Source organism: Vibrio sp. SCSIO 43133, from assembly GCF_023716845.1.
GTDB classification, from domain to species: Bacteria; Pseudomonadota; Gammaproteobacteria; order Enterobacterales; family Vibrionaceae; genus Vibrio; species Vibrio mediterranei.
In genome coordinates, this window is sequence record NZ_CP068024.1 from 1,977,486 (window position 1) to 1,994,598 (window position 17,113).

Below are 17,113 nucleotides of genomic sequence, written 5' to 3' on the forward strand. Positions count from 1 at the left end.
CGAAATTTCACAAATTTCCGAGACTTTCTGAAAAACGCTTCTAATATTAAAGCAATGTAATCATGTTGTTAAGCTATTGACACTTTAAAAAGTAAATAGTTTTGTTAATTGCTTTGATATGCATAAATGAAATAAACCAAGGAATGGTATGTACAGTTTCGATGACCTATCAGGCGCTCTATCGGAAGACGCTCCCAGTGGACAATACTTAAAGCTTGATCGCGGCGAATATAGAGCGATCAGAAATGGATATAACACCGCCCTTTCATCCTTTAGACAAATGTTAGAAGCCCCAGATGCATTTGCTGACGAAGAAAAGTCTGAACTCAATGATCAAAACTGGCAGCAGTTTAGAGAACAGCTCAACGAAGCACTCGGTTCGAAAACAAAAGATACGGAACTTTGGAGCTGGTACATAACTAGCTTGTCATTTGACCGAGAACCTATACCGAAGCTGATTGAAGGTTTTAAGCTTCTTCAAAACTACATTGACAACTTCTGGGATACCTTGCATCCAACACTGCCTGACAACAAGGTCAAGGCGACGGATGAGTCTGGAAAACAAAAAGAACTGGTGGAGTTTCGCATCAAACCGTTATCGCAGTTCATCGGTGACGCACCCGAGGCCTCCGCGCTCTTTATGCCAACACAGTTCATTCCTCTTGTTGGCAACATCACTTATTCTCGCTATTTCCAAGCAGAACGCAGCGGCACATTGAGTGATCTGCAAAACGAAGCTAACGACGCTTTTAGCCTTGAATGTACCGACTTGATTCTCGGCTTAGGGCAATTGGTAGAGCAGGTAAATCAGGTAGAAACTGTGCTTGCAGAACGTTGCCAAAGCCATGGCGTCCAAGCGCTCAGCTTTAAATTCGTCCGTGAAATCTTCGAAAGCCATTTAACGGCACTGCGAACATTAATCGGTAACCAATATAGTCAGTGGCCTTTAGACGATATTAACACTGAAGCAGCTTCTGGCGAGACTCAATCTCAACCAGATAGCTCTGAGCAGTCAGACGCTCACGATAATATAGACTCGGTCAGTTCTAATCCAGATACCGTTAGTATTCCCGATGCGACGCCTAATAAAGCACCGGAATCTACACCCCCTATTTCAGCGACAGTTTCAACTATCTCTACACAGCCTCTCACAAGAGACGCCGCTTATAATCAATTGAGAACTCTGGCGGACTTCTTTAAGCAAACTGAACCACATAACCCAACTAGTTACCTACTTGAACGGGCAATTGTTTGGGGACAACTACCCTTACCAGAACTGATGAAAATTCTGGTAGGAAATAATTCCAATGCACTTAATCAAATCGATTCACTGATTGGAATGAATGACGCCCCTATAAACATGGAAAACAGTTCACTATCAACTCAGTCTGGTGGTCACTCTAAGCAGTACTCAGAGTCTCCTACTAGCAACTCGAATGATGCCGAATCCTCGGCCTCAAACCAATCCAACAACAATGAAGTAACTCAAGCTACCGCAAATTCAGACGTTTCTGATTTTGAATGGTAACGGTTTAACGCGATACGCGAAGGAGAAAACTGATGGCTTCTATTTTTATGAGAATTGACGGAACCAAACCTAAAGGTGCAGCAACCGTTGAGAAAATTGGTGGTAAAGATGGGTTCTTTGCCATTGATAATGTTTCTTGGAGCGCCGTTCGTGGCGTAGGTATTGATGTTGGTAATGCCAACAATGCTGACCAAGGTATGGTAGCTCTAGGGGAAATCACTATTGGCCGTGGCTGTGATGGTGCCTCACCTTACCTTACAACTTTCTTATATGCACCAGGTGCTGAAGGTAAAACCATTGAAGTGGTGATGACTAAACCAAATCGCGAAGGTTCTGGTGCTGATCCATACCTTATCTTAACGCTGAAAAACGCACGTATGTCTAACTACACAATGACAGGAACAAACGGTTCATTACCAAGTGAGAGCTTTGCGCTTACCTACACCGAGATTTCAAAAGCTTACTATATCGAGGGAGAAGGCGGAAAAATCGAGAAAGGCCCAGAAGTCGGCTTTGATGCAACTGAAGCGAAAGTCACTTCAACCGCTAGCTAATTAATCAAGGAGAGATGTTGTGGCACTAAATTCTCAGCACAAACGCGTAAGTAAGAACCGCGTTAGCATCACATATGATGTAGAAACCAATGGAGCAGTTGAAACAAAAGAGCTGCCTTTTGTTGTGGGTGTAATCGGTGATTATTCTGGTCATAAACAAGACAAAGAAGATGTTGAAGATCGCACATTCTATAACTTAGACAAAGATAACTTCGATCATGTTATGAAACGCGTTGGTCCTGAGTTATCCATGAAAGTAGACAATGTTCTTGCCGAAGATGATAGTCAATTTGAAGCAAGCCTTAAGTTTAATTCTATGAAGGACTTCGAGCCTGAAGCCATCATTGACCAAGTCGAGCCCTTAAAAAAGCTCGTAGAGACTCGCAATCAGTTGAAGGTACTACTTTCTAAGGCTGATCGCTCTCGTGATCTAGAGAAGTTATTGAAAGAAGTGTTGCAAAGTGCAGACACCATCAACGCCTTATCTCAAGAACTTGGTATTGAACAGAAAGGAGCAGAAGAATGAGCACTGAATCAGACGTACAAGGCCAACCGTCCGCTGAGGAAGGCTCACTGAGTTTCCTTGACAGAGCGATTGAAGCCACAACACAAACTCCTGCGGATACAACTAAAGAGCTGTTTTCAGTACTTGCTGAACAGGCACTTTCAGGCACCGTAACGTGGGATAAAAACTTAACTAAAACTATTGAAAGCGCCATCGGCGAAATCGACAAGAAGCTGTCAAAGCAGCTTTCTGCGGTGATGCAACAAGACGACTTTCAAAAGCTTGAAGGTTCTTGGCGTGGTCTACAAAAACTCGTCAAAGAGAGCGACACTGGGCGTTCATTGAAAATCAAAATGGTTGATTTCTCACAAGATGAATTGCTCGAACAATTTGAAGATGCACCAGCTATAGACCGCAGTCCTCTCTTCAACGCCCTGTATCAAGATGAATACGGTACAGCAGGTGGTGAGCCCTACGGCACATTCATCGGTGACTACGAGTTCAGCGCAAAAGATGAAGATGTAGCACTTCTTCGTTACATGGGCGAAGTAGCTGCAGCGTGCCACGCTCCATTCATTGCCGCAGCCAATGCGCAAATGTTTGAGTTCAATGACTTCTCTACATTTGAAGAAGGCAAACCTGTCGCAGCAGGCTTTGACTCTCCTGCATACGCTGCTTGGAACTCGTTTAGGGAAAGTGATGACGCGCGTTATGTCACTCTGACGCTTCCTCGTACTATGGCACGCTTACCATATGGACAAAAAGGGCTAAGCACAGACGTCTTCGCTTATGAAGAGCTGGATGTTGATATGGATGGTAATCCGAATCCGAAGAATAACGATGAACTTGTCTGGTCTAATGCGGCGTATGATCTAGGTCTTAAGATGACTCAAGCATTCACTGCATATGGCTGGTGTACTGCTATTCGAGGTCTTGATAACGGCGGTAAAGTAGAAAACCTGCCTAACCTAACGTACAAGACTGAGGCTGGCGATCTAGTCCAGCAATGTCCAACAGAAGTGAATCTCACCGACGAACGAGAGAAAGAACTCAGCGACCTTGGTTTCCTTCCTCTAGTTCATTACAAGAACACCAACTATGGCGTTTTTATCGGCGGGCAAACTACCCAAAAACCGAAAATCTATACCGATCCGGATGCTACGGCTAACGCTGCTATCTCCGCACGACTGCCATACATCATGGCAAGTGGTCGAATTGCCCATTATTTGAAAGTAATGGGACGTGATCGTTTGGGTTCAAACATTGAAGCACCCGATATTCAACGTGAACTTCAACTTTGGATCGACCAATACACCAACGCAGGTGCGATTGGTAACGATTCTCGAGCTCGTACGCCACTGGCAGAGTCTCGTATTGAAGTGGTTGAACAGCCGGGTAAACCTGGGGCTTACTCTGCGATTGCACACCTAAGACCATGGCTTCAACTCGAAGAACTTACCACCTCTGTTCGCATGGTTGCGAAGATTCCTGGTTAATTGTGATAAGCCGCAACCTTTGTGGTTGCGGCTAAATGCTGCGGTAGTTGATGTAGATGTTTAGTACAGACTGGCAAAAACAATTTAACGCGCTCGACCCCAAACAAGATTCATACTTGTTTGACGCACTCGCAATGATGGTCGAACTAGCAAAAAAAGAACACCAATACTCTACTTATTCAGCAGAGCGTATTATTGCGCAAATTACTCAACTCATTCTTGTCTTAGATGAGCGCCTTTCCAAACAAATGGATCTCATTCTGCACAATGACGACTTTCAAGCTCTAGAGGCAAGTTGGCGTCAAGCGCTTTACCTAGCAACACAACCAGTCAGCAGGCAAAGAACCAAACTCAAAATTCTTGATATGAGCTGGGAAGAGGTATCAAACGACCTCAATCAATCATATTCCATCAAACAAACTTTTTTGTTCAATGCCATTGGCAATAAAGAACTTAATACGCTAGGTGGACAACCCTTTGGTTGTATCGCCTTCACACACCCTATTTCCATGGACCTAGACGTTAATAGCGAATTTGACGACATCTACACACTGGGTCTAATTGGTCAACTGGGTGAACAAACTTTATGTACCATGCTAGCTTCTCCTGATTCACTTTTTTTTGCCGACTCAGGCGCCGACTGGCTTTCCAATACACAAAGAATAGAAAAGGTCTTAAACGGCCCAGATTACACAGCTTGGCAAGCTCTGCGCAAGCAACCTAGTGCTCGTTTTCTTGGCTTAGCGATGCCACGTATCAAATTGCGTCAACCGTACAAAGATCATCGCTGTGGATTCCTTTATCAAGAAAAAGGCGACACGCTTTGGGGATATGCCAATATTGCTTTCCTATCTACGGTCATGAAGGAACACCATCGTATCGGTTGGTTTGGCTTCCTAAAAGCTCGTTGGAGTGATAAAGAACAAGGGGCTCTTCTGGCATGGAAACACAAAACATCTGAGCTTACTTACAGCGAATGTGACAGTTATTTAATTGGTAGAATCGCTAGCTTTTATTCCAATCAAGGTTTCATCTCTCTCGCAAGAAACGCACTAACAGGCAAGCTCTACTTCTCTGGTAACAATTCAGTGTGGGCACCATCAGATAGCGATAACGACAAAGTTTTGGCTCAACTACAAACGACACTAATGTGCTGCCGTGTCGCCCATTTTCTCAAAGTTCAAGTGCGTGAAATGATTGGTAACTTCAGCGATGCGCGAGAATGTGAACAGTTTCTACGAAACTGGATTGAGAAATTCTCCAGTAATGTGAACTACGCCAACGAAGAGACCTTGGCAAAATATCCTCTCAGCAAAGCACACATTGCCGTTAACGAGATAGAGTCCCTTCCCGGCCATTTCTCTTGCACGTTACGAATGGTTCCCCAATATCAGTTTGACCATTTTAACGGTGAAGTGGTGTTAACTACGGAGCTTGGGGAGGTCAGCCAGTGAGTTTCTACAATGCTTTTATTCAATCATCTCGCCAAGACGATGAGATTGACGATATTCGCTACCATCTGACTCGATTACTAGAGTCTGAAGCACCGTTAATTGCTGTCGAAAACAGTCTTTCTGAGGTCAGACGTTCTAGCTTTACCTTCGGTATTACTGATGTTCAGCTGTTGACCGCCAACCTCGACCAAACACAGTTGGCAAGAAAAATAGAAACATGGCTTACCACATATGAACCGCGATTATCCGATGTTTCTGTGGAGATGTTAGAACGCCGGGAAGGTCAAAACTGTATTCAATTTACCATTGTAGCCAAGCATCTATCTCAGGACGGAGAACAAACCCTCGTCTTTGACTCGAAAATAGCGCTTGGTGACTTCAGTGCCAAGATATCAGAGGAAGAATATGACTGATCCTTTGCTTCGATATTATGAAAGAGAGTTAGCTTTAGTAAAGCGTTCCTTAGGGTTCTATGCCGAGGAGCACTCTCATATTGCCTCATTACTCGATATGCATCAGGGGCAAATCGAAGATCCCAGCCTCGCGCGTTTGCTGGACGGTGTTGCCTTGCTCAACGCTAAAACAGAAATGGCATTGGAGACCCAATATTCGCAAGTTATCGATAGCTTGATAGACGTGATATACCCTTCCATCAATCAACGAGTTCCAAGTATTGGTTACGCAGAATTGAATGCACCGGATGGTATTACAGAGAACGCGAATATTCCATTGGGTAGTCAATTTTCAAATATGATTGGGGAGCAAGAGTGCTTGTTTCAAACGGTTGATAACTTAGCGATCAACCCATTCAGCATAACAGATATTTCAGCAACCACTGCACCGTTCTCAGTCCATAAGCCAGAAGAGGCGGAACTGGCCAATGCTGCGCTTCAGATTCAATTATCAACGGGAGATGAAGGTGTCTACTTTTCCTCGCTAGCTTGTTCTGACTTAAACTTCTTTGTAAAAGGTTTTGCTAACAACGCAGACTTATTAGTAGAACTCCTGCTCTCAAACTGTCTCGCTATCTCTCTGTCAGATCGTGAAAATAACACAATTGCAGAATTGAGTGGCGTGCAACTACAGAGCCGTGTCGGTGATCCTGATTTTAAGTTTTTACCCGCAAAAGGTAATCAGTTTGATGGCTTTCAAATCATAAGAGAGTTTTTCTTATTCAAAGAAAAGCGACAGTTTTTCATTATAAGAAATTTCGCTAGCGCTATTAGCAAAGTTAATGACCATCAATGTACTTTGAATATCTTCCTGAATGACATTCCTTCTGAGTTTTTGCGTTTATTTGATACCGACGTCATTCGTTTAAATGTTGTGCCCGTAATTAATACTTTCGAGCACATAAGCGAACCGATTACTGTCGATGGGCGTCGCCTCGCTTATCTTATTCAACCTAACAGTGGCAATGACTCTGTCATCGACATCATCAAGATCCAATCAGTCAAACAAATCACTGCATACGGAGATGTCGAACTGGTGCCTGTTCTAGGGGACAAATACAAACACAGCAAAAAGACACACGCTACAAGTACTGCCTATTGGGAAGCGAAAATGAACTTAGAGCGACAGTTTGAAGTCGTCGTTTCAGAGTCTCTTTATCAATCGGAAAATGCCACGCTAATTGCACGTTTATTGTGCTGCAATGACAAACTGGCCTGTAGTGCGTCTGGTGAGCTTGAATGCCGAGAGAGCATTGATCTCCCCGGAGTCATGACCCTGATGTACCCGCCATCCGCGCCGCAAGATGTACAAAATAGTGAAAAGTCATTAAGCCAGCTGATTGGGCTTTTAACATGTAACTTTAACTCCTTGCTGCAAAGCGATGATCCCGCATCCATGCTAAAAGGAATTTTTAAGCTATTCGCTCATGATGCCAAAAACCTCGATGAAATTAACACCATCAACAATGTGAAATTCCAAACGCAAGTCTCTACCCTGCGAGTTCACAATAAAAATGTATTTGTCCCGGGTACAGAAATCACGGTAGAGCTCAACTCTGAGATGCCCTATCACTCGTTCTCAATAGTCATGAACGAGTTTTTCAAACAATTCTGCAGCTTTGACCGCTATATACAACTTAGTGTCAATCTATATGGTAAGCCGCAAAGCGGCCTCTGTTTCGCGAAAGTTCACGGGAACCAGCTATGTCTTTAAACCTGTCTAGTTCACCTATGAACAGTCTCTGCAATCAGCCCGATGATTTTGAGTTTGCTCAAGCTATTCGTGTTCTTCAATCGTATTGTTCTGACAATCCTCAGAACCGGACTCGATTGAAACTAGAATCAGAAGTCATTCCCAGTGGAAATTTAAATGACATTAGTCAGATAGAAGTCACCAATAGACAAATACGTTTATCTATCGCAAAGACGGCTTTATCCGGTGTATATGGTGTCATCCCTGATTACATCTATGAAGAATTGCTTGAAGCACTACATCAGGAAGACGAAGGATTAAAAGCCTTTCTTGATGTCTTCAACCAACGTCAATTTGAGCTTACTTACAAACAAGAGACACGCGCTTGGTTACTGCTTCAAAATGAGCAAAACAATAAGTTAAGTAACACGCTTTATCATTTGTCAGGATTGGAAAATAGCAATCGTCATTTGATTCAATATACCATGCTGCTCGGTCAAAATAGCAGAAACATTCGTACGTTAGAGCAACTATTAAACGACTACTACGAACTAAAGATATCGGTACAGGTCACCCCATATGAGACTCGAAAGCTACCTGAAGCCGCAACTAGCAATATTGGTAAATCTGTTAGGTCTAGGAAAAACAATAAATTAGGACACGGTTTATTAATAGGAAGTCGCTGTGATGTACCTAGTGCCAGCATTAAAGTTTATATCGAGCCTCAGAATAGACGCGAAGTCGAACAGCTCAAACGGGATTCAAGATTAGCAAACGATGTGAAGTCAACGGTTCAACATTATCTCAAAGATGATACTCCAGTAACGATCTATCTTCTCATTCTTAGGCAGCATCTAAATGCACCAGTTCTTAGCTCCAACGCTTTAAGCTCTGCGAAACTGGGAGAAGTCGACTGCTTAGCTCCTGAGCGTTTTCCACAATCCAAGGTACGAATAAGGCTACGCTGATCTAGCTTTAGGACTCTAGGGACATCAAAAAAGGGAATTTATACATGGCACAAGTAACACTCACTAATTTAGTTAGCAAACTCTCACCCGAGTTAAAGCAGGCTCTAGAAGTATCGGCTGGAGCAGCAATGAACCAAGGGGTGCCTGCTATCGAAGTAGAACATTGGATTTTGCAGCTCATCTCGCAGAAAGACAAAGGTCTAGAAAATCTCTGTCGTTCTCAAAACATTGCTCAAGATGCTTTGGTTAGTGAACTCACAGATAAAATCACGCGTCTTCCCAAAGGAAGTGAAGGACAACCAACACTAAGCCATGAGCTCACTGAATTGATTAAAGATGCGTGGATGATTGCCTCGGTAAACTACGGACATGGTGAAATAGTCAGTCTGCACCTTATTCAGTCCATGCTTCAACAAAACGTAATGGGTGTTTCCACTTTGAAACTTGAGAGTTTGAAAGATGTTTCCACTGAATCTTTACAAGGTCTTATTCGAAAAAGTGGTGCGTCGACTTCTACCACCTCCCCTGGCACCAGCACAGGTGGTGAGTCGTCTAGCGGTGGCGATGCGCTCTCAAAGTACACTATCAACCTGACCCAACAAGCTCAAGATGGCAAGATCGACCCCATTTCTGGACGCAACAGTGAAGTGCGCAAAGCTATTGATATTTTGTGCCGTAAGAGACAAAACAACCCTATTTTCGTAGGAGAACCTGGCGTCGGTAAAACCGCAGTGGTTGAAGGCTTAGCGCTTCGAATTGCAACTGGCGAGGTGCCAGCGGCGATTCAAGGTGTTCAAATTCACTCTCTCGACCTTGGGCTCCTCCAAGCAGGAGCAAGCGTTAAGGGTGAATTTGAAAACCGACTAAAAGATGTCATTAACGAAGTTAAAAGCTCCGAGGAGCCCATTATCGTCTTTATCGATGAAGCACACACGTTAATTGGTGCTGGCGGTGCAGCCGGACAAAATGACGCCGCTAATCTGCTGAAACCGGCCCTGGCTCGTGGAGAATTCAAAACCATCGCAGCAACAACGTGGGCGGAATACAAAAAGTACTTTGAGAAAGATCCTGCTCTAACCCGAAGATTCCAAGTTGTCACCATTGAAGAACCAAACGCAGAAGACGCAATGCAGATGCTAAGAGGGGTTGCCGACTCACTTCAAGGACATCATGGTGCCTTCATTACCGAATCAGCCATTGCAGCCGCCGTTAATCTATCAATACGCTATTTACCATCAAGACAGCTTCCAGACAAAGCCATTAGCTTGCTCGACACTGCAAGTGCTCGAATTGCCTTAACCCAAGGCGCAAAGCCAGAAATTATCGAGTCTTTAGAGCAAATGATTCGTTATCAAGAAAACGAATTGATGGCATTGGCTAAAGAGCAAGCGCTGTTCGGTGGCAATGAAGCCGATATTGCAGAACTCACACAGCAAAGAGAGCAAAACCAAAACAAACTCGATGCCTTGAATAGCCAGTGGAATCAAGAAGTTGAGCTAGTTGATAAAATTAAAGCAATACAATCTGATATCAGCAACGCGAGCGAAGAAACCGAAAACCCGGAGCAAATGACTGAAGAACTGAACAAGCTGCGAGATGAACTGGCAGAGTTACAAGGAGAGACTCCTCTGGTTCACGCATTAGTTGATGAAGGAACGATCGCTGAAGTGATTGCAAACTGGACCGGAATTCCCGTTGGAAGCATGTTGAGTGATGAAATTAATAAGCTGCTTACTCTGGAAACCGAACTCGATAAGCGAGTGATTGGGCAGAATGTGGCAAAACAAGAGCTCGCTAAAGCAATTCGTATTTCCAGAGCTGGCTTGACGGACAACCGTAAACCTATCGGCGTATTCTTGATGTGTGGCCCAAGTGGTGTTGGTAAGACTGAAACCGCTATGGCACTTGCAGAACAGCTCTATGGTGGTAGCAACGACATGACCATCATTAACATGACGGAGTTTAAAGAAGAACATAAAATATCAATGTTGCTCGGTAGTCCGGCGGGCTACGTGGGCTTTGGTGAAGGCGGTGTATTAACCGAAGCGATTAGACGCAACCCCTACTCTGTTCTGTTACTTGATGAGATGGAGAAAGCACATCCTGGTGTCCACGATCTCTTTTATCAAATCTTCGATAAGGGACATATCAAGGACAGTGAAGGCCGCAGTGTCGATTTTAAAAATACCATTATTATCATGACCTCAAATGCGGCTGACCAAGCTATTTGCGATGCTTGTGACGAAGCTGAATCCCAGCTTGATAACAGCACGCTGTTAGAAATGATTCGACCTGACCTTCAACGTTACTTTAAACCTGCATTTTTAGGCCGTACGACCATTGTGCCTTACTACCCACTTAACGATAGTGAGTTAGGCAAGATAACCGAAATATCACTGAATCGTATTAAGAAAAAACTGGCTGAGCAATACCAAGCATCATTCCGATGGGATGAGTCGTTCATTAACTACGTTGTGGAGAAAAACAACGACCCAACAACTGGCGGTCGTGCGGTAGAACAGATCATTAATCGCTCGCTCATGCCCAAGTTAGCTGAAGAGTGTATTAATCGCTTGAGCAGACAAGAAGCCATAAATCATGTGGAGGTCTCCGGTGATGACAAAAATGGTTTCTCTTTAAGTATTAGCTAGCAAAAAGGCGATAGTGATGAGTCGACAAAAAACGGATATTCAGGATGAAAGCGTAAACAGCAAGTCTCGCGGTATGTTACCGGGGCTTAGCTTCAAGCTTTCTTTCGCTATTTTTGTCGTCTTGTCACTGTCTATTTTCCTGACCACCAGCTTAAACTACCTAAATTTTGATAAGCGTTTAACTGAGACGACTGACTCCAAATATAAGGTGGTCATGCAAGAAACCTTGTCCGACATCAACAATGCTATTGCCTTCGGTGTTCCTTTGCATGGTATCAGCAATGTACAGTCTCTATTGGAACGTCATTTAGCCAGCGTTTCTGGCCTAATCGCTCTTGAAGTTACCGATAGACAAACTGAGCGGCTCTACTTTGCCAACCACGCTGAGGTCTCTATCGCAGAGAGCCAAACTAAACAGCTACGCACACCTATTTACAATGCATTCGGTCAGTTGGACGGCGAGATCTCACTCACTTACTCCCTCGAACATTTAGGCTCGTTGCGCAGTGGGCTCATTTCAAAAAGTGCTTTCTACGCTGTAATTTGGATCGTTATTGCGACACTGTGTAATTTAATTTTCATTCACGGTATCACAAAGCACATGTTGCGCCGAACCTCCGAGGTCGATCAATGCTTGTCGTCGCAAGAAATTGCAGGATGTAAATTTGAGCTTGCAAGCCAAATTATGGAAGGCAACCAACAGCATTTAACCCGTTGGCAAAAATTCAGACAAAGACACACCACGATGTTGATTCTGGTGTTGGCATTCACCACCACTTTTGTTGCCAACTTTATGACTTCATTACAAATGATGGACTACTTCGCGGATATCTATCAACAAGAATTAAACGAAAAAGCCTCCATTATTGCCTACTCCCTCGTTCAATTACTAGATTACCTCATCGCTAGTGGCTTTGATGTCGCTAATCTACGTGGTCTTGATAGTGAACTAGCCAACTATCTGGTCAATCACAACGACATTATCGCGATTTCTATCGTCCAAGAATCACAAACATTAGTGAACGCTGGTGCTCAATTCGATGAGTTGCAACTCAACACCCATTTATTTCCACTCAATAACCACGACACCATCGCCTTAACCATATCATCGGACAAGAATCTCGTTGCCACTCTCCTTAAAGAGAACTTGCTCGATATGTTATCCATATTGGTTGCCTCTTTGCTAGTCGTTACTGAAGTGATTCTTTTCCTTTGTAACTATATGATCATGTCACCGTGGCACCAATTAAAACAGTTAGTTGCTCGGCTCAGTAAAGGCTTTACAGACACGACTGCTAAGGTCACAAGCCGCGATGAAATCAGCTCGCTACTTGCAAAAATTAACCGAACAACTCTAGCAGAAAACACCTCACAAACATCGATAATTGAACATCAGAACTATCGTTTTGTCCGCCTGCCCTTATTTTTGTTTGTCTTTGCCGAGGCGGCATCTCTCTCTTTCTTTCCCAACTATGTCTCGACCTTAGTGATGGATGTCTCTTGGATACCATTAAGTATGCAAGCGAGTTTTCCTATCTCGTTATTCATGTTGGTCTGGGCGATTTCTCTACCCTTTGCAGGATACTGGTCAGATAAATTGGGACGACGTAAGGCGCTAATTATCGGTGGTTTGGTTATCACAGTTGGCATGGTTTCCACCAGTTTGTGCAATACATTATCTGCGATGCTTCTCAGCAGAACGATTACCGCATTAGGCTATGGATTAGTGTTTATTTCAGCGCAAGGTTTTGTCAGTGACTATACCGACAATTCAAATAGAACCAAAGGTATGGCGACGTTCTTGTCTTCGTTCTTCTCGGGCTCCTTGTGCGGAGCAGCTATAGGAGGCTTGCTTGCTGACCGTATTGGATATAGTGGCACCTTCTTCTTAGCTTCGGGGATCAGCATCGTTGGCGTGTTGTTAGTTTGGCGCTTCTTCGAACAAGGCGACAATAACCAGTCTTCAGTGCCAATTAAGCTATCCGACTTCAGTGATCTATTGAGCAATAAACACTTTGCTCTTATAAGCTTTTGCAGCGCTATTCCAGCCAAAGTAGTTCTTACCGGCTTTCTCTATTATTTATGCCCTGTTTATCTACAGCATCTTGGCGAGAGCAATGCCATGTCCGGACGTATTTTGATGATCTATGGGTTAGCCATTGTGGTTATCTCGCCCTTAACCGCGATATGGATAGACAGATTTAAGAACAAACTTGTCTTCGTAGTGATTGGCGGACTGTTGTCCTCATTTGCTTTGCTCAACATCTATTACTTTAATGGCACCCTTGGATTGCTAGTTGTTGTTCTCGTTGTTGGTATCGCTCACAGCATCGGTATTTCACCACAGATCCCTTTGGTGATGAGTCTAATGAAAGTCTCCACCAGTGAACGGGGAAAAGCGATTGGTATTTTTAGACTTACAGAGAGGATCGGTAATGTGACAGGCCCTATTTTAACTGGAGCATTGCTTGGCATTTATGGGTTTATTAGCACCGTAATGATCCTAGGCGGACTGCTATTCGTCAGCACTATAAGCCTTGTATTGGTGTATTACTTTTGGCAAAAGAAAGACAAAATATTTAGTGACGTTGAAGGAGCTTCCGCATGATTAAATCGCTTCAATCCATCGTCTTAATCGTAACTTTGCTGCTGACGTCGATAGTCTCGGCAAATGAACATAGTCCTAACTCTAACTTGCAGGACTCCAAACATGTCGTCATGCTGCTTTGGCGAGGAGTGACTCAAGCAGAGCAAGGGTTTGTTGATGAAATGAATAAGAATGATAGCGTCCGAATCACTATTTTAGATGCGGATAAGAACCGAGAAACTTTAGCAAAGCACATCGACTCCCTTGAAGGTCTTAGACCTGATCTTGTTTATACCTTTGGGACCACCATTACCTTGTCACTTTTGGGTAGCACTAATGCCCCTACAAAGTTTAATAGTAGCGGTGAAATACCGGTTGTTTTTAATATTGTGAGCGACCCTATTGGCTCAAAAATAGTAGATAGTGTGGATAGTTCACAAAGAGCCCAAAACTATACTGGGGTTAGCCATATTGTCCCCTATGAAGTGCAGCTTAACGTCATCAAAGAACTGGGAGACATCCGTACTGTTGGTATTTTGTTTAACCCTTTAGAAAACAATTCGCAAATTGCCGCGAACACTTTACTGGCCGTCGCGACACAAAACGGTATTAACGTCAAACGCTACCCAGTCCAGAAAACGACTAACGGAATAGAAAAGGCCAATATTCAATCTTTGGTCGTCGAAATGAAGAACGACGACGTGGATTTAGTGTACCTACCGGCAGACTCGCTACTGATATCGAATGCTAAAGTAATTACTGATATTGTTCACAGTGCGGGGCTACCTACTTTCTCAGCCACAGAATCACCAATACGCAATAGCGGTGCGCTTGTTGGTGTTGTTAGCCGCTATTATTATGCTGGTCAATTTGCGGCCTTTAAAGCGCAGCAAATACTCACCGAAGACACTTTTGCTGGAGATATACCCATTGAAACGCTCCAACAGTTTTCCTATATCGTTAATGCCGATACCGCAAATCTAATTGGGTATTTCCCTCCCGTTTCTATGTTGAAAATTTCAGAGTTAGTAAGGAATAAGGATGTTCTTGAAACCCCATAACATGACAAGTTATCTATCATTTTCAAGGCGATGTACTTTGTTGCTCGCTAGCACCATAGTTGCATATGGTGCTACGGCTAATACGATAGGTCCATCTAGGTTGATGTTAACAACCCAAGACTGGCCTCCCTATCAATATTATGAACACGCCGAGATGAAAGGTGTTGCGATTACTACAGTGAAGTGCGCACTTGGTTCAATGGGTCAACCATACCAATTTACTATGACCAGTTGGTCTGATGCCCAAATGCGAGTCCAAAATGGCAATCAGCATGGTTTTTTTGTCGCGACCGAAACTCTGGAGCGAAATGAGTATGCAGCAGTTTCAACCCCAATCGCCGAACAGAAGATTAACTGGTATTTCGGGGCTGGTGTCGATCCCAAGATCACCGAATTAAATAAACTCAACCTCAAATTTTCTGCAAAATTTGGGTCAAACAAGTGGTTTTGGCTTAAAAGACAGGGATTTAACGTAGTGAAGCAGCCAAGAGATGCTAAAGTTTTATTAAAGCTGTTAAAACAACGTGAAATCGACATTGCACTTGAAGACCAACTGGTTTTTGAAAATGAGTTAGACGTAGCTGGATTGTCCAAAGACTACTTTCGCTCACAGCATATGGAAACAAAAAAGATGGGGGTCTACTTTTCAAATCGATTCCTCAACGAATACTCTGGGTTCTTAACAAGCTTTAATCGCGCAGTGGAAAAGTGTAAGGGGTAACCATGGCCATTAGTATTCATTTAGTGTCAATTCCGGAGCAGGAAGCCGTCGCGTCCCGAATTGTCCACCTTCCAGAGGAAGGTGGTGTGATTGGCCGCAGCCCAGATTGTGATGTAGTTCTGCCAGATCACTCCAGTCGAATATCGCGTAAACATGCTGCCATCACTCTCACCAGTGACGGTTACTTTATTCAAGACCTAAGTCGCAATGGCATTAATCTCAATGATAAATCGGTACAAGGTGGACTTCAGCTACCTATTAGCGATGGCGATATCATTGCAATAGCAGATTACAGTCTTCTCGTCAGCACATTGACGGCTTCGAAAGCGGCTGTGGTCAATAAGGAAGTCGATGTTGATACCCTTAGTTTCAACATCGACGCCAGCGATGATGTTGATTTTCTTGAAACCAGCACACTCAGTTCAATACAAGTCGACCCTATGACCAACGATTTTTCTACCCAGAACGTACTGGCCGATGACCCATTTTCATCGGATCCTTTTGACGGTTTTGAACAGGAAGAGATTTCTCGATTTGAAGAGCCAATAAACAACGTCCAACACGTCAACTTTAGCGAAGAATCAGCGCCATCTTCGACCATTGAATTCGTTCCTATGAATAGAGAAAACGATGACATCACCTCCTCGTTACAGCAGCTCATTGCGCTATCAAAAGAAAACCAAAGCCTGTTGCAAAACCCATCATTTCAACACGACCAACTTTTTACTGCCTTGGAACAGACCATAGAACAATTTTTAGATGAGTTCTGCCCTGAACAACTGGAGTCTCAGTTTAATGAATATGTAGGCAACAGCCTGTTTGTTAACAAAGAAAAGCGTTACTGGCGCATTTATAGAAAGACCTTTGAGCGCAGACAGAAAAATGGCGATTTTCGCCGCCAATTTAAGGCGCTGTTTATCGAAAATATGCAGCGTGGAGGAGAAGACTAATGCGGTTTTCAATGCTATCGACCGCTTTGTTTGTACTCAGCATTACAGCATGTTCTTCCGACCCTGTCCCAGTGACCACGGCCTATAGCATGACTGTTAATGCGGACGATACCATTAACAAATATCAATCTGACTCGGCCAACCCTGTCGTGGTCAGATTATATCAACTCGCAAGTAAAGAGAGCTTCGAGCAAAGCAGTTTTATTACTCTGTATAACTCCGACCTCCAAGCGCTAGGAAGTAGTCTGGTGGTCAAACAAGTTTTACCGTCAGTGATGCCTGACAGTAACCAAACTATCTCACTAGATATCAACAAAAATACCCAGTACATCGCCGCATTAGTGGAGTATGCCAACTACCGTGAAAGCAATGGAAAAGCAGTAACTGCTGTACCCACTGATGGTGAAAGTAGCATCGCGCTTAGACTATCTGGACTTAATGTAGAGCTTGACATCGTCGCTCCTGAGTCTAGTTGGTGGCAGATATTCTGATA

General features: G+C 43.7%; 14 protein-coding genes. All 14 read left to right on the forward strand.

Going from position 1 to position 17,113, the window contains the following annotated elements; all coding sequences use genetic code 11:
• Positions 1-148 precede the first annotated feature (148 nt).
• Genes JKJ11_RS09455 through tssJ form a run of 14 tightly spaced genes read left to right on the forward strand, consistent with a single transcriptional unit; the run spans position 149 to position 17,111 of the window.
• Positions 149-1,528, forward strand: coding sequence for a type VI secretion system protein TssA (locus JKJ11_RS09455; RefSeq protein WP_252038055.1), 1,380 nt, complete (start codon positions 149-151; stop codon positions 1,526-1,528).
• 32 nt (positions 1,529-1,560) lie between these two features.
• Positions 1,561-2,082, forward strand: coding sequence for a type VI secretion system tube protein Hcp (locus tag JKJ11_RS09460; protein WP_006070756.1), 522 nt, complete (start codon positions 1,561-1,563; stop codon positions 2,080-2,082).
• 19 nt (positions 2,083-2,101) lie between these two features.
• The gene (gene tssB / locus JKJ11_RS09465) at positions 2,102-2,608 is read left to right on the forward strand and encodes a type VI secretion system contractile sheath small subunit (RefSeq protein WP_006070757.1); all 507 of its coding nucleotides are present in this window, start codon (positions 2,102-2,104) and stop codon (positions 2,606-2,608) included.
• Positions 2,605-4,083, forward strand: coding sequence for a type VI secretion system contractile sheath large subunit (gene tssC, locus JKJ11_RS09470; protein WP_252038056.1), 1,479 nt, complete (start codon positions 2,605-2,607; stop codon positions 4,081-4,083). Before tssB ends, tssC begins: the two co-directional genes overlap by 4 nt.
• A 56-nt stretch (positions 4,084-4,139) precedes the next feature.
• Entirely contained in the window at positions 4,140-5,537 is a 1,398-nt protein-coding gene (locus JKJ11_RS09475; protein ID WP_252038057.1) for a type VI secretion system contractile sheath domain-containing protein, read from the forward strand.
• Entirely contained in the window at positions 5,534-5,950 is a 417-nt protein-coding gene (tssE, locus tag JKJ11_RS09480) for a type VI secretion system baseplate subunit TssE (protein ID WP_031495885.1), read from the forward strand. The genes JKJ11_RS09475 and tssE overlap by 4 nt, the downstream gene beginning before the upstream one ends.
• Positions 5,943-7,703 carry a type VI secretion system baseplate subunit TssF gene (tssF, locus tag JKJ11_RS09485; RefSeq protein ID WP_252038058.1) on the forward strand — a complete coding sequence of 587 codons (1,761 nt, stop codon included), beginning with the start codon at positions 5,943-5,945 and terminating at the stop codon, positions 7,701-7,703. The genes tssE and tssF overlap by 8 nt, the downstream gene beginning before the upstream one ends.
• The gene (locus JKJ11_RS09490; RefSeq protein ID WP_124939801.1) at positions 7,694-8,650 is read left to right on the forward strand and encodes a type VI secretion system baseplate subunit TssG; all 957 of its coding nucleotides are present in this window, start codon (positions 7,694-7,696) and stop codon (positions 8,648-8,650) included. The genes tssF and JKJ11_RS09490 overlap by 10 nt, the downstream gene beginning before the upstream one ends.
• Before the next feature lie 44 nt (positions 8,651-8,694).
• Entirely contained in the window at positions 8,695-11,301 is a 2,607-nt protein-coding gene (tssH, locus tag JKJ11_RS09495) for a type VI secretion system ATPase TssH (RefSeq protein ID WP_252038059.1), read from the forward strand.
• Between the two features lie 16 nt (positions 11,302-11,317).
• The gene (locus JKJ11_RS09500) at positions 11,318-13,909 is read left to right on the forward strand and encodes an MFS transporter (RefSeq protein ID WP_252038060.1); all 2,592 of its coding nucleotides are present in this window, start codon (positions 11,318-11,320) and stop codon (positions 13,907-13,909) included.
• The gene (locus JKJ11_RS09505) at positions 13,906-14,949 is read left to right on the forward strand and encodes an ABC transporter substrate-binding protein (RefSeq protein ID WP_252038061.1); all 1,044 of its coding nucleotides are present in this window, start codon (positions 13,906-13,908) and stop codon (positions 14,947-14,949) included. Before JKJ11_RS09500 ends, JKJ11_RS09505 begins: the two co-directional genes overlap by 4 nt.
• A complete protein-coding gene (locus JKJ11_RS09510; RefSeq protein WP_420883062.1) occupies positions 14,930-15,670 on the forward strand; it encodes a transporter substrate-binding domain-containing protein in 741 nt (246 codons plus the stop codon). Before JKJ11_RS09505 ends, JKJ11_RS09510 begins: the two co-directional genes overlap by 20 nt.
• Positions 15,671-15,672: 2 nt before the next feature.
• A complete protein-coding gene (locus JKJ11_RS09515; protein ID WP_006070767.1) occupies positions 15,673-16,620 on the forward strand; it encodes an FHA domain-containing protein in 948 nt (315 codons plus the stop codon).
• Positions 16,620-17,111, forward strand: a complete 492-nt coding sequence (tssJ, locus tag JKJ11_RS09520; RefSeq protein ID WP_006070768.1) for a type VI secretion system lipoprotein TssJ — start codon at positions 16,620-16,622, stop codon at positions 17,109-17,111. Before JKJ11_RS09515 ends, tssJ begins: the two co-directional genes overlap by 1 nt.
• The last annotated feature ends 2 nt before the right edge of the window (positions 17,112-17,113 follow it).